Source organism: Mesorhizobium sp. WSM3859, assembly GCF_002295065.1.
In the GTDB taxonomy this organism is placed as follows: Bacteria; Pseudomonadota; Alphaproteobacteria; order Rhizobiales; family Rhizobiaceae; genus Mesorhizobium.
Genome location: NZ_NSGG01000002.1, coordinates 243,394 through 265,626 on the forward strand (window position 1 = coordinate 243,394; position 22,233 = coordinate 265,626).

A 22,233-nucleotide genomic window follows, 5' to 3' on the forward strand; every position below is an offset into this window, starting at 1 on the left:
ACAGGTGCCGTCAAATCGCCAGCCTGTCAGGCAAACGCCGCCAGCGCCGCCTCGACGTCCGCCGCCGTGCCGAGGGCACCGGTGGCGATGTCGCGGTTGATGCGGCGGGCGAGGCCCGACAGCACCTTGCCGGCGCCGACCTCGTAGAGCGTGGTGACACCATTGGCGCCGAACCACTCCACCGTCTCGCGCCAGCGCACGCGGGCGACCACCTGCTCGACCAGGCGGCGGGCGATCTCGTCCGGGTCGCTGGTCGGGGTCACGGTGACGTTGGAGACGATCGGAACCACCGGCGCGGATTTCGCGACACCGGCGAGCGCTTCGCGCATGATGTCGGCCGCCGGCGTCATCAGCGCCGAGTGGAAGGGAGCGGACACCTGCAGCATCAGCGCCCGCTTGGCGCCCTTGTCGATGCACAGCTTCGCCGCCAGCTCGACCGCCGCCTTGGCGCCGGAAATCACCAGCTGGCCGCCGCCATTGTCATTGGCGACCTGGCAGACCGATCCCTTGGCGGCTTCGGCGCAGGCGGCTTCCACATCGGCCTGCTCCAGCCCGATGATCGCGGCCATGGCGCCCTCTCCGGCGGGTACCGCCGCCTGCATGGCGTTGCCACGGGTGCGCAGCAGCTTCGCAGCATCGCCGATCGAAACGAAGCCGGCCGCGGCAAGCGCGGAATATTCGCCCAGCGAATGGCCGGCCACATAGGCCACCTTGTCCTTCAGTGAGAAGCCCCGCGCTTCGAGCGCCCGCATCGCCGCCAGCGACACCGCCATCAGCGCCGGCTGGGCGTTGGAGGTCAGCGTCAGCGTCTCTTCCGGGCCTTCCCAGATCAGCTTCGACAGGTTTTCGCCGAGCGCGGCGTCCACTTCCTCGAAGACGCGGCGCGCTTCCGGGAATTGATCCGCGAGGTCCTTGCCCATGCCGACGGCTTGGCTGCCCTGTCCCGGAAAGGTGAATGCGACGGCCATTTTTGGTCTCTCCAGAGCCTGGTTTTTCCCTGCCTCTGGCGCAAGGCGCACAGCCAAGTCAAGCCCGTGGGTATCCCTTTAAGCCCTATTTCGGCCGGAAAACCGGGCTGACTCCCTGTTCCGAAAGGCTTTTTGGCGATCACACCTGATGAAAACCGCTCACGTTTACTTTGCTAGCTCTTCTTATTTCCGCCACAGGCGCTAGCTTTGCGTGACATTTTGATGACAGAGCCGTGACGTGCGTGGAAGGCGTGTTGCGTGGGCCGGGGGAAGTAGAGTGGCAAGGATCAGGAAAGGCGCGGCCAAGCCCGTGCCTCAATTTTTGGAAGACGATCCGTCCACCGGCTACCTGCCGGGACGACCCTGGCCGACCGTACGCTACGGCCTTGCGACGCTTCTCGTCTCCGCCCTGCTCGTCTTCGCGATCGAGTGGATCGTGCGGGGCGATTTCTTCGGCACGGTCGATTTCTTCCTGCAGCCCTTCAAGCCCGGTTGGACGACCATCATCGTCTTCGCGCTGGTGCTGGTCGGGCTGGACGCCGTGATCGGCCGCAGCCACCAGAGCCTGATGATCGTGGCGCCGCTGACACTGGCGCTCGCCTTTGTCGGACACCAGAAATCGCACTATCTCGGCGACCCGCTCTATCCGACCGATTTCCTCTATGCCCGCCAGATCATGGCGCTGATGCCGCTTCTGGTGCGCGAACGCCCATGGACAGCCCTCATGCTGGCCGCGGCAATCGTCGGCAGCCTGGCGCTGCTGGTCTATGGCTGGCGGACCTGGCGCCGGCGGGTGCCGATCCTCAGCCGCAAGGGCCGCCTGGCGCGGCTGGCGCTTGCCGTGCCGCTGCTGGCCTTCTTCGTCTCTATCATGGACTACGCCACCTTCTCGTGGACGCGCGACCGGCTGCAGATCATCCCGATCATGTGGGACCAGAAGGAAAACTACGCCTCGAACGGTTTTGCGCTGGCCTTCGCGATGAACGTGCCGATGGCGCATGTCTCGGCGCCGCCCGGCTATTCCGAAAAGGCGATGGCCGCGATCCAGCGCTCCGACGTCGCCGCTTCAGTGCCGGATGAGAAGCCGGATATCGTGGTGGTGATGAGCGAATCCTTCTGGGATTCGACCCAACTCCCCGGCGTCACCATCAAGCCAGACCCGATCCCGACCGTGCGCGCCTTGCGCTCCGGCTCCATGTTCTCACCTGAGTTCGGCGGCATGACCGCCAATATCGAGTTCGAGGCGCTGACCGGCTTCTCCAACGCCTTCCTGCCGGCCGGATCGATCCCCTATCAGCAATATGTGCGCACCCCAACGCCATCGCTGGCGACCTTCCTGAAGAGCGAGGGCTACCGGGCGCGCGCCATCCATCCCGGCACGAACTGGTTCTGGAACCGGGGCGCCGTCTATGCCGATTTCGGCTTCAACGACTTCCGCTCCGAAGAGACGCTGCCGCCGATGGAAAAGCGCGGGCCGCTGGCTTCGGACGCGGCGATGACCGACGAGATCATCCGCGAGGCCGACGCCAGCGACGATCCGGTTTTCCTGTTCGCCGTCAGTCTGCAGAACCATGGCCCTTACGAGCCCTATCGCTATTACAATCCGACGCATTCGGTCGATGCGCCGATCAGTTCCTGGGCGCGGGAATCGCTGCTTTCCTATGCCGAGGGCTCGGGCGACGCCGACCACGGCCTGCAGCGGCTGATCGACTGGGCGAAAAAGCGTGAGCGGCCGACCATCATCGCCTTCTTCGGCGACCACCTGCCGCCGCTCGGACCCGTCTATGTCGAGACCGGCTTCCTCAAGGATAATGTCGCGCCACGCAAGGAGCCGAATTCGGAAGCCGCGCTCGAACACCACGACACGCCGCTGGTCATCTGGTCGAACCGTTCCGGCCCGGTGCAGAACCTGGGCGCCGTGAGCCCGGCCTTCCTGCCCTATCACATTCTCACCACAGCCGGCATCACACATCCTTATTACACTGGCTTCCTCGGCGCGCTGCGCGAGCATTACCGGGTGGTCGACCGCAACCTGCTCCTGACGCCCGCCGGCGAAGCGACGCCGGACTGGGCGAGGCAGAAGCAGATCGACCCGAAGATCAACGACTTCCGCCTCATCCAGTACGATATGATGTTCGGCAAGCGCCACTCGGCGCCCGACTTCTTCCCCGAGACGGTGAACAAGCTCGTCGCGCATACGAGCTGAGGCCACCATTCCGCAAGAGAAGTCAGGCTCTGCGGCATCGTGGAATCCTCAATCCTGGCTGCCGCCCTTGCCTTCCCGCGAATTTGCTGTATAGACGCGCCCAATCTGCCGGTCCTTGCTGGGGGCTGAACGGAGGGCCGTGGCTTTTCGAAGCCGCGACACGAAGCCAGATGCGCTTCCAGCCTCCCGTGTCTCCGCTCTCGACCGTCTCGTGATGCTCCTTTCTTCCCCGCGCCCTGGCGGCCGGGTCAGACAAGTTGCAGAGGCTTAGCCGCGAGGGCCGGACAGAGAAACGAAGAAAGGCAGAAAGACATAATGGCTCTTTACGAACATGTGTTTCTTGCCCGGCAGGACCTGTCGCAGCAGCAGGTTGATGCGCTTGTCGAACAGTACAAGGGCGTCATCTCCGCGAATGGCGGCTCGATCGGCCGGATCGAGAACTGGGGACTGAAGTCCCTCACCTACCGGGTCAAGAAGAACCGGAAGGCTTACTACACGCTGATGGACATCACCTGCCCGCCGGCCGCGCTCAACGAAATGGAGCGCCAGATGGGCCTGTCGGAAGACGTCCTTCGCTTCCTCACCATTAAGGTCGAGGCGCATGAGGAAGGCGTTTCGGCGATGATGCAGAAGCGCGAAGAGCGCTCCGAGCGCGGCGGCTTCGGCGACCGCGACCGTGGCGATCGTGGCCCGCGTTCCTTCGGCGACCGCGACCGCGGCGACCGTGGTCCGCGTTCGTTCGGCGACCGCGAAGGCGGCGACCGTGGTCCGCGCCGTCCGCGCGAAAGCTCTGAAGGGGGTGCAGAATAATGGTCGACATCAACCAGATCCCGACCCGGCGCCCGTTCCATCGCCGCCGCAAGACCTGCCCGTTCTCCGGCGCCAATGCGCCCAAGATCGACTACAAGGACGTGCGTCTGCTGCAGCGCTACATTTCCGAGCGCGGCAAGATCGTGCCCTCGCGCATCACCGCCGTCAGCCAGAAGAAGCAGCGCGAACTCGCCAAGGCGATCAAGCGCGCCCGCTTCCTCGGCCTGCTGCCCTACGTGGTTCGCTGATATGTTCGACCGGGCGGCTTGCCGCCCGGTCTTTTCACCGGCGCGGCGGGCGCGTCGGGTTGACCCTCAAATCCCGAGTTGGGGCGATTGCCTCTAACTGCCCAGACAGGCAGGACAGCGACAAAAGCGGCGAGGCCGCGCCAAGCTTTCCTGACCTGTTCCTATTCATTCAGCGTTGATCGACGATCGACGGCACAGACGAAGGAACGAAACCATGGAAGTCATTCTCCTCGAGCGCATTTCCCGCCTCGGCCAGATGGGCGAGACCGTGAAGGTCAAGGACGGGTTCGCCCGCAATTTCCTTTTGCCGCAGGGCAAGGCGCTGCGCGCCAACGAAGCCAACAAGAAGAAGTTCGAGGGCCAGCGCGCCCAGCTCGAAGCCCGCAACCTGGAGCGCAAGTCTGAAGCCTCCAAGATCGCCGAGACGCTCGACGGCAAGAGCTTCATCGTCGTGCGCTCGGCCGGCGAGACCGGCCAGCTCTACGGCTCGGTGTCGACCCGCGACATCGCCGAGCTGCTCACCGCCGAAGGCTTCACCGTCAGCCGCAACCAGATCGAGCTCAACCAGCCGATCAAGACCATCGGCCTCTCCAATGTGGCGATCGCGCTGCATCCGGAGGTCCAGGTCACCGTGACGCTCAACATCGCCCGTTCGGCCGACGAGGCGGAGCGCCAGGCCAAGGGCGAGACCCTGACCACCGCCGAAGCCATCTATGGCGAGGACATCAACGACAATGCCCGGCCGGAGAACTTCTTCGACCCGAACGCCGAGTTCGAGGGCGGCGAAGAGAACGCCTGATCACTGCATTTCCGGAGCATCGCTTCGGCTCGCAGACGTCCAGTATTTCTGGACCAACGCCCGGGTCTTCGACCCGGGCTTTTTTGTGCCAAAAGGAACTTTTCGACACCCCATATCTTGTGCACATTACAGCGTAGCGCGTCGATTGGACGCGGGCGATGCCCTGTGGCATCTTCGCTCTGGCATTCCAGTCTGATTACCGGGTGATCCGACTGAGGGGACATTTGGTCATGAACATCCTGTTGAAACACGTTTTCGAGCGCCTGGTGCGGGTCGGCGACCTCAAGGTGACCGGACCGAAGGGCACGACGCACAAGTTCGGCGACGGCAGCGGCGAGCCGGTGCATATCCACATCAAGACCATGCATGCCGAGCGCGCGATCAGCTTCGACCCGATGCTGGCGGTTCCCGAAGCCTATATGGACGGCGAGCTGGACGTTCCCGAGGGCGGCGTTCTGGGACTGATGCGCATCGCGTTCCAGAATATGGGCTCGAGCGGCATCGACGTGTCCTGGTCGAAGGCGATCGAAGGTCTGCGCCATGCCTTCCGCCGGCTGCAGCAGATCAACACCGCCGCGCGCTCGCGCCGCAATGTGCAGCGCCACTACGACCTGTCGGGCGAGCTCTACAAGCTCTTCCTCGACGAGGACATGCAGTATTCTTGCGCCTATTTCGAGCAGCCCGACATGACGCTGGACGAGGCGCAGCTGGCCAAGAAGCGCCACATCGCCGCGAAGCTGCGGCTCAAGGCCGGCCAAACCGTGCTCGACATCGGCTCCGGCTGGGGCGGGCTCGGCCTCTATCTCGCCAAGGCCTTCGACGTCGACGTGCAGGGCGTGACGCTCTCCACCGAACAGCATGGCGTCGCCACCGACCGCGCGCATGCGCAGGGGCTGCAGGACCGAGTGCATTTCGAGCTCAAGGACTATCGCCACATCAACGAGCGCTTCGACCGCATCGTCTCGGTCGGCATGTTCGAGCATGTCGGCGTCAACCACTACCGCACCTTCTTCGACAAGGCCGCGACGCTGCTCAAGCCCGACGGCGTGATGCTGCTCCACACGATCGGCCGTTCCGGCGTGCCGTGGGCGACCAGCGCCTTCGTCCGCAAATATATCTTCCCGGGCGGCTACATCCCGGCGATGTCGGAGGTGATGCCCGCGATCGAGAAGTCGGGTCTCGTGGTGACGGACATCGAAATCCTGCGGCTGCATTATGCCGATACGCTCAAGCACTGGGGCGCCCGCTTCGCCGCCAACCGCGACAAGGCCAAGGCGATCTATGACGAGCGCTTCTGCAGGATGTGGGAGTTCTATCTCGCCGCCTCGGAAGCCGCCTTCCGCTGGCAGGACCTGGTGATCTTCCAGTTCCAGATCGCCAAGAAGAACGACACGCTGCCGGTGACTCGCGACTACATCGCCAAGTGCGAGAAAGCTCTGGAGCTGCGCGACCACGACCATCCGGAACCCGAAGCGCCCGCCGCCCAGCCGGCCAAGCCGACGCGCAGGCGCAAGGCGGTGGAATAGACACGCATTGCCGCTTGCCATTGCGGCCTAAGCCCATGAAAAAGGTCTCGTTCGCGAGACCTTTTTCATGACCTACCTCACCTATGTCGCAGCATCCCTTGCCGAGATCGCCGGCTGCTTCTCGTTCTGGGCGTGGTGGCGGCTGGACAAGTCGGCGCTCTGGCTTCTCCCCGGCCTCGTCTCGCTGGCGCTGTTCGCCTTCCTGCTGTCGCTGGTCGGCACGAACGCGGCCGGCCGCGCCTACGCCGCCTATGGCGGCATCTACATTGCGGCTTCGCTCGGCTGGCTGTGGCTGGTCGAAGGGGTGCGCCCCGACCGCTGGGACCTGGCGGGGGCAGCGCTCTGTGTCGTCGGCGCCTCCGTCATCTTGCTGGCGCCGCGCGGGGCTTGAGGGATGGAACTTCCCGCTCCCTTGCGCCAAGGCGTCGACAGCCTGCTGGAGAAGGTGCCGCTGCCGGCGCTGAAGCAGGCGGCAAGGACGCTTTCCGAGCGCTACCGTGCCGAGTTGCGCGACGGCCGCTTGCATATGGGCGAGGACATGGCGGTCAAGGCCTATCTGGCGACGCGGCTGCCAGCGACCTATGCCGCCGTGCGCGCCAGCCTCAATGCACTGGCCGATGCGCGACCGGATTTCCAGCCGAGGACCCTGCTCGACATCGGCGCCGGGCCTGGCACGATGCTTTGGGCCACGCTCGATGCCTGGCCGGAGCTGGAACAGGCGGTTCTGGTCGAGGCAAGTGCTGCGGTACGCAAGGTCGGGCAGTCGCTCGCAGCCGCAACGATCGGCGCCCGCACTGACTGGGTCGCCGGCGACGCCACCATCGATCTCGATAACCTGAGGCCCGCCGATCTCGTCAGCATCGCCTATGTGCTCGACGAAGTCGCGCCGGCCTCGCTGCCGAAGCTCGTCGGCCGGCTCTGGCAGCTGACCGCCGACACGCTGCTCATCGTCGAGCCCGGCACGCCTGCCGGCTGGCAGCGCATGCTTGCCGCGCGGCGGCAACTGATCGAAGCCGGGGCGCATCTCCTGGCGCCCTGCCCGCACGCGGCGCCCTGCCCGCTCGCGCCGCCCGACTGGTGCCATTTTTCGCGCCGCGTCGCCCGCTCGCGCCTACATCGGCTGGTCAAGGAAGCGGACGTGCCGTGGGAGGACGAGAAGTTCATCTATCTCGCCGCCTCCCGGCAACCGGCGCCGGCGCGCTTGCCACGGGTGATCGCGCCGGCGAAAGGCGGCTCGGGCAAAGTAGTGCTGAAACTCTGCCAGCCCGACGGCAGCGCGGGAGAGCGCCTGTTCAGCAAGCGCGACGGGGAGACCTTTAAGGCAGCTCGGCGGGCGGACTGGGGCGATACGTTGGGCTGAGCAGCGCAGGCGACGACATCGGGAGAACCGCGATGTCGATGCCTTGGTAGAATCGCTGCTCCGGCGATTAGCCGAAGCGCCCGAACTTCGTCATCCACGGGTGGAGCGACGCGAAGCGGCGCGCAGACCCGAGGATCCATTCCGTAACCTCGCGCAACGAATGAAGACGGTGCAGAACAGGGGCCGTTCTGGACCGCCGCAACGCTCACAGGTAACGGAATGGATCCTCGGATCTGCGCGCGTCGCTTCGCTCCTTGCTCCGCCCGTGGATGACGAAAGGAGGGGCGTTCCAGCCAATCTCCAACGCCGTGCCGCTCGGCCCAAGCAGCATGAACGGGCCTGCCATGAGCGACCGTAAGAGCAATTTGCCGTCAAGATTGTTCTTGCTTCGTTCCATTCTTGCCCGTAAGAATCGCGACTTGCCGAGTCAAACGGAATCGGGCCACCGGAATACTGTCCTGTGGATGGTTTGCCGATCCTGTGAACATTGGGCATCAAGGCGGTTGGACCGAGGAGTGTTGCAGAAAGGTCAGCACCGAATCTTCCCGTTCTGGTATCGAGGAAAGCGGGATCGAAATCGGGGATATCATGGCAGAGGCGGCACTGAAATTCGGCGCGGCGGAGACGCCGCTTTATCGCGAGGCACCGAACAACATCGAGGCCGAGCAGGCGCTGCTTGGCGCCATTCTCGTCAACAACGACGCCTTCTACCGGGTCTCGGATTTCCTCAAGCCGGCGCATTTCTACGAGCCGCTGCACCGGCGGATATTCGAAGTCGCGTCCGAACTCATCCGCATGGGCAAGATCGCGACGCCGATCACGCTGAAGACCTTCCTGCCCGCCGACGAGAAGGTCGGCGACATGACAGTGGCGCAATATATCGTGCGGCTTGCCGTCGAAGCCGTCACCGTCGTCAACGCCACCGACTATGGCCGCGCCATCTACGACCTCGCGACGCGCCGCGCGCTGATCACGGTCGGCGAGGACATGGTCAACATCGCCTATGACGCGCCGGTCGACATGTCGCCCTCCGACCAGATCGAGGACGCTGAGCGGCGGCTGTTCGAGCTTGCCGAAACCGGCCGCTATGACGGCGGCTTCGAGAGCTTCAACGACGCGGTCAAGACCGCCGTCGAAATGGCCAACGCCGCCTATATGCGCGACGGCCATCTGTCCGGCATCTCGACCGGCCTGCGCGACCTCGACCGCCGCATGGGCGGCCTGCAGCCCTCCGACCTGATCGTGCTCGCCGGACGCCCGGGCATGGGCAAGACCTCCTTGGCCACCAACATCGCCTTCAACATCGCCGAGGCCTATGTCCCGGCACAGCAGGCCGACGGCACATTCAAGGCCGCCAATGGCGGCGTCGTCGGCTTCTTCTCGCTCGAAATGTCGTCGGAGCAGCTCGCCACCCGCATCATCTCCGAGCAGACCGAGATTTCTTCGTCGAAAATCCGCCGCGGCGAGATCACCGAGATGGATTTCGAAAAACTCGTCGCCTGCTCGCAGACAATGCAGAAGATCCCGCTGTTCATCGACCAGACCGGCGGCATCTCGATCGCGCAGCTTTCCGCCCGGGCGCGCCGCCTGAAGCGCCAGCGCGGCCTCGACCTCATCGTCATCGACTATATCCAGCTGATGCAGGGATCGAGCGCGCGGGCCTCGCAGAACCGCGTGCAGGAAATCACCGAAATCACCACGGGCCTGAAAGCCTTAGCCAAGGAGCTCGGCGTGCCGATCATCGCGCTGTCGCAGCTGTCGCGCCAGGTCGAAAGCCGCGACGACAAGCGCCCGCAACTCTCTGACCTTCGTGAGTCCGGCTCGATCGAGCAGGACGCCGACGTGGTGCTGTTCGTCTATCGCGAGGAGTACTACCTCAAGAACCGCGAGCCGAAGCTCGGCACCGAGGAATACGTCAAGTGGGAAAACGAGATGAACGAGGCGCGCGGCAAGGCCGAGTGCATCGTGGCCAAACAGCGTCACGGACCGACCGGCACCGTCAGCCTCGCCTTCCACGGCGAGTTCACGCGGTTTTCGGATCTGGCGGAAGAGCATCATCTGCCGGAGAGGTTTGAGTGATCTCTTGAGAAAGGCCTCGTTCCTTCACACCCCCCTCTGTCCTGCCGGACATCTCCCCCGCAAGGGGGGAGATTGGCTGTCGCGTTGGCTTTCGCCAATCGCGGACGTCGCAAGATGGGTACCGTCGCCAAAGCTGCTGATCTCCCCCCTTGCGGGGGAGATGGCCGGCAGGCCAGAGGGGGGTGCTGTCCCGCCGACCTCCGGCAATTGGCGACCGGCACAGCCCTGATGGCCAAATCGCGCGTTCAGTTCATCTGCCAGAATTGCGGTTCGGTGCATCAGCGCTGGGCCGGCAAATGCGATGCCTGCGGCGAGTGGAACACGCTGGTCGAGGAAGGCACTGCCGGCGGCATTGGCTCGGGACCGGCCAACACGCGCAACGCGCGAAAAGGCCGCGCCGTGGTGCTGACCAGCCTCGCCGGCGACATCGAGGACGCGCCGCGCATTGTTTCGGGCATCGGCGAGCTCGACCGCGCCACCGGCGGCGGCTTCGTGCGCGGTTCGGCGCTTCTGGTCGGCGGTGACCCGGGCATCGGCAAGTCGACGCTCTTGACGCAGGCGGCGGCGGCACTCGCCTCCAAGGGCCATCGCATCGTCTATGTCTCGGGCGAAGAAGCGGTGGCGCAGATCAGGCTGCGGGCGCAGCGCCTCGGCGTCGCCTCGACGCCGGTCGAGCTCGCAGCCGAAACCAATGTCGAGGATATTCTCGCCACCATCGCCGACGGCAAGCGGCCGGACCTCGTCATCCTCGATTCGATCCAGACGCTGTGGACCGACCTCGCCGATTCGGCGCCGGGCACCGTCACCCAGGTGCGCGCCGCCGCTCAGGCGATGATCCGCTACGCGAAATCCACGGGTGCTGCGATCGTGCTTGTCGGCCATGTCACCAAGGAGGGCCAGATCGCCGGCCCTCGCGTCGTCGAGCACATGGTCGACGGCGTGCTCTACTTCGAGGGCGAAGGCAACCATCACTTCCGCATCCTGCGCACCGTGAAGAACCGTTTCGGGCCGACCGACGAGATCGGCGTGTTCGAGATGTCGGACAAGGGCCTGCGCGAGGTCTCCAATCCGTCCGAGCTTTTCCTTGGCGAACGCCACGCGAAATCGCCGGGCGCGGCGGTTTTCGCGGGCATGGAAGGCACGCGGCCGGTGCTGGTCGAGATCCAGGCGCTGGTCGCGCCCTCCTCGCTCGGCACGCCGCGCCGCGCCGTGGTCGGCTGGGACGGGGCGCGGCTGTCGATGGTGCTCGCAGTGCTCGAGGCGCATTGCGGCGTGCGCTTCGGCCAGCACGACGTCTATCTCAACGTCGCCGGCGGCTACCGGATCTCGGAGCCGGCGGCCGATCTGGCGGTCGCCGCCGCGCTGGTTTCGTCGCTCACCGGTCTTGCCCTTCCCGCCGATTGCGTCTATTTCGGCGAAATCAGCCTATCGGGCGCCGTCAGGCCGGTTGCGCATGCGCAGCAGCGCCTCAAGGAAGCCGAAAAGCTGGGCTTTGGAAGCGCGGTGCTGCCACTCGGCAGCGAGGAAGTTGCCGGGGGGATCGGGGCCGGCGCGTTCCAGCCCACCGAGCTTGCCGACCTTGTGGCGCGCATAGCCGGCTCGCGGCGCGGCCGTGCCGACGTCGAGGAGTGATGCGGCTCATCAAGCCGCAAGACAGGAAGTGGGGCGAGAACCATGCCGATTACGCTGCTTGACGGAATCCTCGTCGGCTTCACCCTGGTCTCAGCCATGCTCGCCATGGTGCGCGGCTTCTCCCGCGAAGTGCTGTCGGTGGTCTCCTGGGCTGCGGCGGCGGCGGCGGCGTTCTTCTTCTACAAGCCGGTGCTGCCCTATGTGCAGCCCTATATCGACAACGACAAGATCGCGATGGCGGCTTCCGCCGGCATCGTCTTCCTGATCGCGCTGATCGTCGTCTCCGTCATCACGATGAAGCTTGCCGACTGGATAATCGATTCGCGCATCGGCGCGCTCGACCGCACGCTCGGCTTCCTCTATGGGGCGGCGCGCGGCATCCTGGTGGTCGCGGTGGCGCTCTTGTTCTTCAACTGGCTGGCCGGCGCCAAGGCGCCCGCCTGGATCGTCAACGCCAAGTCGCGGCCGTTGCTCGAGACGATCGGCGCCAAGCTCGAAAGCGTGCTGCCGGAAAACACCGAGGAACTGGTCAACAAATACACGCATAAGGGCACGCCGCAGGCCGGCGCGCCGGCCACCACCGACCAGCCCGCGGCCGAGCCGCCGGCCGGCGACGACAACGCGCCGGCGCCAGACGACAGCGAGGGCGAGGCGCCTGCCGACAACGAGCCGGCTCCGGCGCCCGCCCCGGCTCCCGCTCCAGCGCCGGCAAACTGAAATCCAGGCCGGCCACAGCGCTGGCCTGAGGCAATTTGTTAATGCCTGACGAGGTGCGTTGCGTTCCGCGAGAGATCGCCCTATATGGCGGCTTTAGCGGAGCTTGAGCACCAGATGGCAGACTCAACGGCAGATGCAGGCAAAGTCCTTTCCGCCGAGGCCGACGATCATTTCCACGACGAATGCGGCGTGTTCGGCATCTTCGGCCGACAGGACGCTGCGGCCATCGTCACGCTCGGCCTGCATGCCCTGCAGCATCGCGGCCAGGAAGCGGCCGGCATCGTCTCCTATGACGGCACCCAGTTCCATGTCGAACGCCATGTCGGCCTGATCGGCGACACCTTCACCAAGCAGCGCGTCATCGACAGCCTGCAGGGCAATCGCGCCATCGGCCATACGCGCTACGCCACGACCGGCGGCGCCGGCCTGCGCAACATCCAGCCTTTCTTTGCCGAGCTCGCCGAAGGCGGTCTTGCCGTCGCCCACAACGGCAACCTCACCAACGCGCTCACCGTGCAGCGCGCGCTGCAGAAGCAGGGCTCGATCTTTTCCTCGACGTCCGACACCGAGACGCTGCTGCACCTGGTCGCGACCAGCAAGGAGCGCGACCTGAATTCCCGCTTCATTGAGGCGGTGCGCCAGGTTGAAGGCGCCTTCTCGCTGGTGGCGATGACCGCCAAGAAGATGATCGGCTGCCGCGACCCGCTTGGCATCCGGCCTCTGGTGCTCGGCGACCTCGACGGCGCCTGGATCCTCGCTTCGGAAACTTGCGCGCTCGACATCATCGGCGCTCGCTTCGTGCGCGACATCAAGCCGGGCGAGATGGTGGTCGTCACCTCGAAGGGGATTGAGAGCATCTTCCCGTTCGAGCCGCAGAAGACGCGCTTCTGCATCTTCGAATATGTCTATTTCGCGCGGCCGGATTCCTCGGTCGAAGGCCGCAACGTCTACGAGGTGCGCAAGCGCATCGGCGCGGAGCTGGCGCAGGAAAACCCGGTCGAGGCCGACATCGTCGTGCCGGTGCCGGATTCCGGCACGCCGGCCGCGATCGGCTTCAGCCAAGCCGCCGGCATCCCCTTCGAGCTCGGCATCATCCGCAACCACTATGTTGGCCGCACCTTCATCCAGCCCGGCGATTCGATCCGCCACATGGGCGTGAAGCTCAAGCACAACGCCAACCGCCGCATGATCGAGGGCAAGCGCGTGGTGCTGGTCGACGATTCGATCGTGCGCGGCACCACCAGCCAGAAGATCGTGCAGATGGTGCGCGACGCCGGCGCCAAGGAAGTGCATATGCGCATCGCCTCGCCGCCGACCAGCGCGTCCTGTTTCTACGGCGTCGATACGCCGGAGAAGTCGAAGCTGCTGGCATCGCGCATGTCGGTCGAGGAGATGGCGGAGTTCATCCGCGTCGATTCGCTCGGCTTCCTGTCGATCGACGGGCTCTATCGCGCTGTCGGCGAAGCGGGCCGCGACAACGACCAGCCGCAATTCTGTGATGCCTGCTTCACGGGACAGTACCCCACCCGCCTGCTCGACTTCGAAGGCCACGACAATGTGCGCACGCTGTCGCTGCTGGCGTCGAGCGGGTCGTGATCCGCAATATTTGTTTTGACGCAATTCCGGACGGAAAACCGCTAGACACTTTTCCTGGAATTGCTCCGGCTCACGGAAACTCGGCATGACCCTCGATCTTTCCGGCCGCGTGGCGGTCGTAACCGGCGCCTCGCGCGGCATCGGCTATTTCATCGCCAGGGAACTGGCGGCCGCCGGCGCGCATGTGATCGCGGTGGCGCGCACGGTGGGCGGGCTGGAAGAGCTCGACGACCAGATCAAGGCGGATGGCCGCGGACAGGCGACGCTGGTGCCGCTCGACCTGACCGACATGGCGGGCATCGATCGTCTCGGCGGCGCGATCCATGAACGCTGGGGCAAGCTCGACATACTGGTCGCCAATGCCGCCGTCCTCGGCGTCATCTCGCCGATCGGCCATGTCGAGGCCAAGACCTTCGACAAGGTGATGACCGTCAACGTCACCTCGACCTGGCGGCTGATCCGTTCGGTCGATCCGCTGCTGCGGCTCTCCGATGCCGGCCGCGCCATCATCATGACCTCCAACGCGGCGCATTCGGCGCGCGCCTTCTGGGCGCCCTACGCGGCTTCCAAGGCCGCGGTCGAAACGATGATGCGCTCGTGGGCGCATGAAACCGAGAGCCTGCCGCTGAGGGTGAACGCCGCGGATCCGGGCGCCACCCGCACGGCGATGCGCGCGCAGGCCATGCCCGGCGAGGATCCGGAGACGCTGCCGCATCCCTCCGAGATCGCCAGGCGCATCGTGCCGCTGGCCAGCCCGGAGCTGAAGGAAACAGGCCTGATCTTCCAGGCCAAGCACAACCGCTTCGTCGCCTACCGGCAGCCGGAATAATTCGAGTTCAAAAAACGCGTCGCGGCCGACTGAGCCCGCCTGGCGAAAGCCCTCTTCACGGGTCTGTGAACGGTGCGGCGGAAGCGTGTTCCGCCGCCCTGCTTTCGCCGCTCCAAGGGAGTTGCTAGGATCGGTCCGACTCTGACATCCAAGCAAAGCGAGGAATTCCCATGGCTGCTGCTCCCAGCGTAGCGTTGGTCTGGTATCTGGTGATCGCCGGCCCGCAAGGCGGCATGGTGGTGCTGCCCAGCACCTTCGACACCCGTGAACAATGCACCAACGCCATCACCGAATATCAGAAGCAGCCGACGCCGCAGGGCTGGGCCGTGCAATGCGTGCCGAGCGCCTCGCCGTTCACCGACGAAGGGGATGCGGAGACGCCGTCGGCGCAGTAGCGTGGGCACTCCCCCTCACCCAGCCTCCGCTTCGCTCGGCTGACCTCTCCCCGCTGGGGAGAGGAGGCGGTCAGCGCCGGCGCAAACCTCTTCTCCCCGCCGGGGAGAAGGTGGCCGCGTAGCGGCCGGATGAGGGGGCGTAGCGCTTCAGCGCCCCGCGCTCACGCTCAGCGCTGGCTTGTTGTTGATCGTCTGGAACACCACGCAGTAGCGCTCGGTGAGCTTCAAAAGCGCATCGATGCGCTCCTGCGGCTCGTCGGTGTCGAGGTCGAATTTCAGCCTTATCTCGCGAAAGCCGACCGGCGCCTCCCGGGCGACGCCGAGCGTGCCGCGAAAATCGAGGTCGCCCTCGGCCTCGACGGTGGCATTGCCGAGCTTGAACTCCAGCGCCGTCGCCACCGCCTTCAGCGTCACGCCCGCGCAAGCGACCAGCGCTTCCAGCAGCATATCGCCCGAACATAGCTCGAGGCCCGAGCCACCGGTGGCCGGATGAAGGCCGGCAATGGCGAGCGCCCTGCCCGTCTCCACCTTGCAGGCGATCGACTGGTCATCGAGCGTTCCGCGGGCTCTCAGCGTGATCAGCGCTCGTGCCGCATCGTCGCGATAGGCTTCCTTCAACGGCGCCTGCATGGCCTTGAGTGCGGTGGCGTCCATTGCAAATCCTTTTCGCCTGCGCACTGCAGTCGAGCGATTGTCGTGCGGATCGTGGCCGCTAAAGCAGCTTAAGCGCTTCTTTACGCCACTTTCAGGAATTGGATTCCTGCCACAACTGGCGGTTAAAGTCGCCGTCTCAACTTTTCCGGGAGGCGGCCTTGTTTGGCAAATGGGTATCGCAGGGCTGGCATCGGCTCTGGCCGCCTTGGCAATCTTTGCTGGAACAAATGACGCTGCGCCCTTCGTCATCATATCGTGCTCGCCCGGGCGGTTCGCGGGCGAGCACGCCGACACCAATGGCCTCGCAACCACTTGCGGTGGCAAATTCAACCTCTGCGGTTATGCCGACAAGGCCGGAAAGCAGGTTATCGCCCAGCAATTCGAAGTAGCGCTGCCGTTTTCCAGCGGATTGGCCGGCGTCAGAATCGACGGAAAATTCGGCTTCGTCGACCTCACCGGGACGCTCGTCATTCCAGCCAGATTCGATCTCGTCGGGTATTTTTCAAACGGTCTTGCGGAAGTCATCCTCGCGGGCAGGGCGGGTGTGATTGACCGCCAGGGCGAGACCTTGATCGAGCCGAACTATGCACGCGCGATACCATTCGGGGATGATACGGTCCTTGTCAGAGACGGCGCCTGGAATTCGATGCGCCCTGATGGTTGCGAAAGTCTGGACGACAGCAAATCGGCATTGCAGTTCGGCTCTGCCGACTCCCCTTCGTCGCAATACCGCCTATGGCACGCGAAGACGCGTTCCTTCAGTCCGGGCGTCTACGCCTTGCGCTATTTCGACGATCCGGAACGCCGGTTGCTGTGGGCAAGGATCAAAGGCAGCGGGGCGCGCGGCAAATTCGGCCTGCTGCGATCGGATGGAACCTGGCAAACCGCCCCCGAATATGACGACGTCTCGCCGTTGACGTACGGGTACGCCACCGTATGCGATCTGAAGCCGGCTCCGTTCGACCCGCGAAACTGGAGGAGCTGCGGTGCCGTCGATGCGAAGGGCAAGCTTATCGTGCCTTTCAAGTTCGACGGCACATTCTACTGGCAAAACGGCCTCAAGCTGGTTCAGAAAGGCAACGCCAAAGGCATTGTCGACACAAGCGGTGCGCTGCTAGGCGGCCGTTACTTCGACGACGCCCAGGTGGCCGAGAAGGGCGATGTCAGCCTCGTCCGGATCGGCGATGAATGGATGGGGCTTGACCGGCGCGGGCGAATTGTCGCCAACCCGGAAGACGGCCAAGCGCTCGCGCAATGCCCTTCGGGCCTGAGAGCGGAAAAGCGGTCGGGAAAGGTGCGCTTCCTCGATGCGGCGGGCAAGGCGACCGAACCTTATCTGTTCGAATCCGTTTCCCTGCCGCTCGATTGCGACCGGCCAACTCCGGTCCAGCTCGACGGCAAATGGGGATTTGTCGACACAGCCGGCCATCTTCTGGGGTCGCCGCCACGCTACGACGGTGTTTACAGTTTCCAAGGCGGATATGCGGCTGTCAAAGAGGCGGGAAAGTGGGGCATCGTAGAAACCAAGGGCCAATATTCGGTGACGCCGCGTTTCGACAAGCTCAGCCCGGACAACGGTGTCTTCGCGGCAGAGATCGAGGGGCGCAAATCATGGGTGGATGCCCATGGCAAGGAGGTGCCCGAACCACCCCGCGAAAGCGACCGCGCGCAAGTCCTCGCGTGTGGCAAGGACGGTGGTCGGTTCGTCAGCGACGACAGCACGGGCAAAACCTTGTGGGGGCTCGCAACCGCCGACGGAACGGCTTTTGTCCAACCGAAATACCGGGCGCTGCGGTGCTACGTCAACGGCCTTGCCTGGGTCGCCGACGACCGACGCCGCATGTGGTGTCAGATCGACGCCAAGGGCGTCATTCGGGATCCAGCCAGGTGCGATCCAAATTTCAACGGCCGGATGATCTTCGACGCCAATTTCGAAAAGTTTGCCGACGATCCTTATGAAAGCAGCGTGCTTTGGGAGAGAGCCCTTCTGGATTACGGGCGCGGGACCACGTGAGATGCCGCCGAAGATCTCAAGTTCCTGGAGCAGGTACTGACGTCAGTTGCAGACGGCCGAAGGATCGCCACCTTTGCGATTGTTGCTTTGACTTCTCACGCCCAGCCCATACCTATTCGAGACCATCAGCGGAGCCCTCATGCGGTCCAAACTTATCCCCCTCGCCTTCCTGGCGCTCGCCGCCTTCGCTCAGCCGGGCTTCGCCGCGGAAGCACCCGAGCGCCCCGCGCCCCAGGGCGGCGTGCTGTCGCTGTTGCCGCCGCCGCAGGTGACCGAGCATTCGATCACGCTTGGCGGACGCAAGCTCGATTACCAGGCCAAGGCCGGCACTCTGTCGCTCCTGTCGGGCAAGGGCGAGGTCACGGCCGAGATCTTCTACGTCGCCTACACGCAGCAGTCGCCGGCGCCGGCGAAAGAGCGGCCGATCACCTTCGTCTTCAATGGCGGGCCGGGGGCGGCGTCGGCCTATCTGCATCTCGGAGCGATCGGGCCGCGCATCGTCGAGACAGCCGCCGACGGCGAGTTCCGGCGGCCGCCGCAAAAGCTCGTCGACAATCCCGACAGCTGGCTCGACATGAGCGACCTCGTCTTCGTCGATCCGGTCGGCACCGGCTACAGCCGGGAGGCGCCGGGGCATGAGGGCAAGGAGTTCTGGAGCGTCGATGCCGACGCCAGCTCGGTGGGCGCTTTCATCCGCCTCTATCTGGCGCAGAACGGCCGCACCGGATCGCCGCTGTTCCTCGCCGGCGAAAGCTATGGCGGCTTCCGCGCGGCGCTGCTTGCCCGCACGCTGCAGGAGGATGTGGGCCTGAGCCCCAGCGGCATCGTGCTGATCTCGCCGGCGCTTGAGTTCATGCTGGTGCGGCCCGACCAATTCGACCAGTTGCACTGGGCGCTGGAGCTGCCCTCGCTGGCGGCGACCCGGCTGAAGGGCGACGGCGTGAGCGGCGACGCGCTGCGCGACAGGCTGGCCGAGGTCGAGCATTACGCGCTCGGCGATTACCTGACGGCGTTGAACAGCGGACTGGAACAAGGCGGAAAGCTCGCCAGCGGGCGCGTTTCGGAGCTCACCGGCCTGCCGCTCGAGCTCGTCCAGCGCAATTTCGCCCGCATCCCGACAGGCCTTTTCGCCAAGGAATTCCAACGCGCCACCGGCAAGGTGCTCAGCCCCTATGACGCCACCATCGGCACCGCCGACATCGCCCCGCAGAGCCCGCGCGACGCCGGCGCCGATCCGGTGCTCGACCGCAGCGTTCCGGCTCTGACCTCCGCCTTCGTCGCCTATGCCCGCGACGAGCTCAACTACCGCACCGATGTCAGTTACCGGCTGCTCAATGGCGAGGTCACCCGCAACTGGGACTACGGCACCTCGGGCCAGGGCTATGCCGGCGTGATGAACGACCTGCAGCGGGCGCGTTCGCTCAACCCGGCGCTCGGCGTCGTCGTCGTCAACGGCTACACCGATCTCGTCACGCCCTATCTCGCCTCGCGCTATCTGGTGAACCAGCTTCCTACTCTATCCGACGCCAAGCCGATCCGGCTCGACGTCGTCGAGGGCGGCCACATGATGTATCTGCGGCCGGACGGGCGCCGTGCGTTGAAGGACGCGGCATCGGAGCTTTATCAGGCGACGCAGTGAGCGCTACCGGCGGTCCCTGCCGCGGCGCGATGGTGAGGTCAGGAATCGGTACTGCCGCTGGCCGTTGGCGGACGGCGCCCCGACAGGGCTTCAACGGCGTCTTCGATGCCGGCAGGCTGCCGCTCGACGTCCTCCGGATATAGCCGCCCGGCCACAATCTGACCGTCGACAATTTCGAACAGCGCGACCCCGCGCACCTCGAAGGGCTGCCCGTCGGAGCGAGTACCCGACCAATGCCATTCGATCCAGGTCGTGTCGCCGTCCTGGACCGAGCGCGTGACCGCCGCGTTGAAGTCAGGTATTCCCGCGAACATGGCCTCCCAGTTGGCCCGCATCTGGTCCCGGCCGACGAAGGCTCTGCCGGGGTGCGCCGGCTGTGTGCTCCGATAGTTCTCGTGGATGAGAGCGGTAACAGCGTCGAGATCATGCGCGTTCATCGCGGTGACCAGTCGATCGATCACATCCGTCATCGCGCTTCCGGACTTGTGCAACGCAGGCATTGGCGCTCTCCGTGGTCTATCTGCCGGTGCGAGCCACGCCGATCAATTCGCGCGCCTCAAAATTTACCTGATCGGGCTATGGCCGTCCAGCATTGCAAGGCTCCGAACATGCTCGTCCGCCTCCCTGCGCGATATCGTCAACGACTACTTCTGAGTGGCTTTGTCCGCGCAAGCCCGCCTGTAAGCATCGGGAGAATGCAGGTCGCTCGCCGCTGCGCCAATGCAAGCGCCCTGCTGGAGCAGCGCAGCTCTTGCGTTCACTCGTATAGCTGCCACCTCCAGGCAAGCAGATCGATACCATGGCCGAAGTCGTCGTCCTCGAAAGCCGCGAAAGGGTGCTGGCCGGCATCCTGTTCACGGCTGCCGCCTATTTCCTGTTTTCGGCGCAGGACGCGTCGATCAAGCTGTTGGTCGCCGGCATGACGGTCTGGCAGATCATGTTCGTGCGTTCCATCACCGTGCTCCTCGCCTGCGGCGCCATCGGCGGGAAGCGGCTGTTTGCCGATACGATCGACTCGCCGATCGTCAAGCCGATGCTGGTGCGCAGCGCCTTCACGCTCGCCGCCTGGCTTTGCTACTACAACGCCGCGCGCTCGCTGCAACTCGCCGAACTCACCACCATCTATTACGCCGCGCCGATCATCGTAACCGTGCTATCGGTGCTGATCCTGGGCGAGACGGTGCCGCTCTTGCGCTGGATCGCGGTGTTCATCGGTTTCGTCGGCGTCTTCATCGCCTGCGATCCGGCGCGGCTCGGCCTTTCCGTGCCGGTGCTTCTGGTGCTGGCGGCGGCAGTCCTTTGGGGCATCGCCGTGGTGCTCTTACGCAAGACAGCGCTGCAGGAGCGAACGACGATCCAGCTCGTGCTCAACAATTTCTATTTCCTGCTCTTTTCGGCCGTGCCGGCGCTGCTGTGGTGGCGCATGCCCGATTGGCGGCAACTGCTTTTGCTCATCAGCGTCGGGGCACTCGGCGGGGTGGCGCAGTATGTGCTGTTCGAGGGCATGAAGCGCGCGCCGGTATCGATCGTGGCGCCGTTCGAATACACTTCTCTGGTCTGGGCTTTCGCGCTGGGCTACGCCATCTGGGGCGACGTGCCGCGCATGGAGGTGTTCATGGGCGCGGCGCTGATCATCGGCGCCGGCCTGCTCATCGTCGGCAACGAGGGTTTCCGCAAGCGGGAGCAGGCCTGATGACAGAGGGCTGTCAGGAGCAACCGGGTAGGCTGGCACTATGACGGACACGCTCGATATGCCGGAGAAGTGCACGCCTGGCGGCGCCGACGCAGCGGCCGAGCGCACGCTCGGCATCGTCCTGGTGTCGGCATCGGCCCTTGCCTTCGCGCTCACGGGCGTGCTGACCAAGTCGATCCATGCCGATCCGCTGACCATAACCTGCTGGCGCGGTTTTTTCGGCTCGATCCTGATCACGCTCTATGTGCTGTGGCGCCGGCGCCGCTCGGGCGGGCGCGAGAGCCTGAGATTGGGCTGGCGGGGCTGGCTGCTGGCGATCGAGGGTGCCGCCGTCAGCATCGCCTTCATCTCGGCGTTCAAATACACCTATGTCGCCAATGTCGCGGTCATCTACGCGACCTCGCCCTTCATCGCCGCACTTCTTGCCTTCCTTCTGGTGCGGGAGAAATTCAGGCTGCAGACGATGCTGGCAGCGGCCGCGTCGCTGTGCGGCGTCGCCATCATGGTTGGCGGCGGCCTCGGCAGAGGCCATCTGTTCGGCGACAGCCTGGCGCTTTTGATGACAACCGGCAGCGCGCTCTACATGATCATGGTGCGCGCCTTCCGCGACTCGCCGGTTGTGTGGGCGGGCGCGGTCTCGGCCTTCCTGCTCTTCGTGCTCGGCTGGTTCGTCACCGATCCGCTGGCCGTCTCGACGCGCGACGTGGCGCTGCTTGCCACCTTCGGCTGTTCCTTTGCGCTGGCCTCGATCCTGTGGACGGAAGGCTCGCGGCTCATTCCGGCCGCCGAATCCGGTCTGCTGGGCTCGGCCGAAGTGCCGTTCGCCATCCTGTTTGCCTTGGTCTTCCTCGGCGAAGCCCCGCCCATGGCCAGCGTCATCGGCGGCGCCATCGTGCTTTGCGCGGTCTTTGCCCATGCCGGACGCGACTGGTTAAAGGCGAAATCGGCAGCCTCGTAAAAATATTTTGCCAATCACGGAACCATCATCCGGCTCAGGCATTGTTAGATCGACGGGTCACCCCCCAAGTCCCCCCAAACCCCTCGACCCGTCCGACTAGAAGCCGACCC

General features: G+C 65.0%; 20 protein-coding genes. 17 read left to right on the top strand and 3 right to left on the bottom strand.

Features of this window, described 5'->3' with window-relative positions:
• Positions 1–26 precede the first annotated feature (26 nt).
• A complete protein-coding gene (gene fabD, locus CK230_RS04975) occupies positions 27–968 on the bottom strand; it encodes an ACP S-malonyltransferase (RefSeq protein ID WP_095816075.1) in 942 nt (313 codons plus the stop codon).
• Positions 969–1,245: 277 nt separating this feature from the next.
• On the opposite strand from fabD, the gene CK230_RS04980 reads away from it, so the two are divergent.
• The 13 genes from CK230_RS04980 (at position 1,246) to CK230_RS05050 (ending at position 15,165) form a co-directional block, all read left to right on the top strand.
• Entirely contained in the window at positions 1,246–3,174 is a 1,929-nt protein-coding gene (locus CK230_RS04980) for an LTA synthase family protein (RefSeq protein WP_095816076.1), read from the top strand.
• 315 nt (positions 3,175–3,489) lie between these two features.
• Entirely contained in the window at positions 3,490–3,984 is a 495-nt protein-coding gene (gene rpsF, locus CK230_RS04985; RefSeq protein WP_095816077.1) for a 30S ribosomal protein S6, read from the top strand.
• Positions 3,984–4,232, top strand: coding sequence for a 30S ribosomal protein S18 (gene rpsR, locus CK230_RS04990; protein WP_006203718.1), 249 nt, complete (start codon positions 3,984–3,986; stop codon positions 4,230–4,232). Before rpsF ends, rpsR begins: the two co-directional genes overlap by 1 nt.
• Before the next feature lie 214 nt (positions 4,233–4,446).
• Positions 4,447–5,031 carry a 50S ribosomal protein L9 gene (gene rplI / locus CK230_RS04995; protein ID WP_095816078.1) on the top strand — a complete coding sequence of 195 codons (585 nt, stop codon included), beginning with the start codon at positions 4,447–4,449 and terminating at the stop codon, positions 5,029–5,031.
• A 230-nt stretch (positions 5,032–5,261) separates the two neighbouring features.
• Positions 5,262–6,557, top strand: coding sequence for a cyclopropane-fatty-acyl-phospholipid synthase family protein (locus CK230_RS05000; RefSeq protein ID WP_095816079.1), 1,296 nt, complete (start codon positions 5,262–5,264; stop codon positions 6,555–6,557).
• A 67-nt stretch (positions 6,558–6,624) separates the two neighbouring features.
• On the top strand, positions 6,625–6,948 hold the full coding sequence (locus CK230_RS05005) for a YnfA family protein (protein WP_095816080.1): 324 nt from the start codon (positions 6,625–6,627) through the stop codon (positions 6,946–6,948).
• A 3-nt stretch (positions 6,949–6,951) separates the two neighbouring features.
• A complete protein-coding gene (locus CK230_RS05010) occupies positions 6,952–7,917 on the top strand; it encodes a small ribosomal subunit Rsm22 family protein (RefSeq protein ID WP_095816081.1) in 966 nt (321 codons plus the stop codon).
• Between the two features lie 588 nt (positions 7,918–8,505).
• Positions 8,506–9,996 carry a replicative DNA helicase gene (locus tag CK230_RS05020; RefSeq protein WP_095816083.1) on the top strand — a complete coding sequence of 497 codons (1,491 nt, stop codon included), beginning with the start codon at positions 8,506–8,508 and terminating at the stop codon, positions 9,994–9,996.
• 228 nt (positions 9,997–10,224) lie between these two features.
• Complete coding sequence (gene radA, locus CK230_RS05030) at positions 10,225–11,628, top strand: DNA repair protein RadA (RefSeq protein WP_095816085.1); 1,404 nt, start codon at positions 10,225–10,227, stop codon at positions 11,626–11,628.
• Positions 11,629–11,670: 42 nt separating this feature from the next.
• Positions 11,671–12,345, top strand: a complete 675-nt coding sequence (locus CK230_RS05035) for a CvpA family protein (RefSeq protein WP_095816086.1) — start codon at positions 11,671–11,673, stop codon at positions 12,343–12,345.
• Between the two features lie 114 nt (positions 12,346–12,459).
• Complete coding sequence (gene purF, locus CK230_RS05040; protein ID WP_095816087.1) at positions 12,460–13,941, top strand: amidophosphoribosyltransferase; 1,482 nt, start codon at positions 12,460–12,462, stop codon at positions 13,939–13,941.
• An 85-nt stretch (positions 13,942–14,026) separates the two neighbouring features.
• A complete protein-coding gene (locus CK230_RS05045; RefSeq protein ID WP_095816088.1) occupies positions 14,027–14,770 on the top strand; it encodes an SDR family NAD(P)-dependent oxidoreductase in 744 nt (247 codons plus the stop codon).
• Between the two features lie 170 nt (positions 14,771–14,940).
• Complete coding sequence (locus CK230_RS05050) at positions 14,941–15,165, top strand: hypothetical protein (protein WP_095816089.1); 225 nt, start codon at positions 14,941–14,943, stop codon at positions 15,163–15,165.
• 147 nt (positions 15,166–15,312) lie between these two features.
• On the opposite strand, the gene CK230_RS05055 is transcribed toward CK230_RS05050, so the two are convergent.
• Positions 15,313–15,819 (bottom strand): OsmC family protein, encoded by a 507-nt coding sequence (locus CK230_RS05055; RefSeq protein WP_095816432.1) that lies wholly within the window; start codon positions 15,817–15,819, stop codon positions 15,313–15,315.
• Here CK230_RS05055 and CK230_RS05060 point away from each other — a divergent pair.
• Together CK230_RS05060 and CK230_RS05065 are read left to right on the top strand one after the other, a co-directional pair.
• Positions 15,794–17,833: a WG repeat-containing protein gene (locus CK230_RS05060; protein WP_095816090.1), complete on the top strand. Its 2,040-nt coding sequence runs from the start codon at positions 15,794–15,796 to the stop codon at positions 17,831–17,833. The two genes, CK230_RS05055 and CK230_RS05060, sit on opposite strands and share 26 nt — an antisense overlap.
• 139 nt (positions 17,834–17,972) lie before the next feature.
• Complete coding sequence (locus CK230_RS05065) at positions 17,973–19,472, top strand: peptidase S10 (protein WP_095816091.1); 1,500 nt, start codon at positions 17,973–17,975, stop codon at positions 19,470–19,472.
• A 38-nt stretch (positions 19,473–19,510) separates the two neighbouring features.
• On the opposite strand, the gene CK230_RS05070 is transcribed toward CK230_RS05065, so the two are convergent.
• Positions 19,511–19,942: a nuclear transport factor 2 family protein gene (locus tag CK230_RS05070; RefSeq protein ID WP_176480016.1), complete on the bottom strand. Its 432-nt coding sequence runs from the start codon at positions 19,940–19,942 to the stop codon at positions 19,511–19,513.
• Positions 19,943–20,271: 329 nt separating this feature from the next.
• On the opposite strand from CK230_RS05070, the gene CK230_RS05075 reads away from it, so the two are divergent.
• Both CK230_RS05075 and CK230_RS05080 read left to right on the top strand, forming a co-directional pair.
• The gene (locus CK230_RS05075; protein WP_095816093.1) at positions 20,272–21,165 is read left to right on the top strand and encodes a DMT family transporter; all 894 of its coding nucleotides are present in this window, start codon (positions 20,272–20,274) and stop codon (positions 21,163–21,165) included.
• Between the two features lie 40 nt (positions 21,166–21,205).
• Positions 21,206–22,123 carry a DMT family transporter gene (locus tag CK230_RS05080; RefSeq protein ID WP_245429827.1) on the top strand — a complete coding sequence of 306 codons (918 nt, stop codon included), beginning with the start codon at positions 21,206–21,208 and terminating at the stop codon, positions 22,121–22,123.
• Positions 22,124–22,233: the final 110 nt, after the last annotated feature.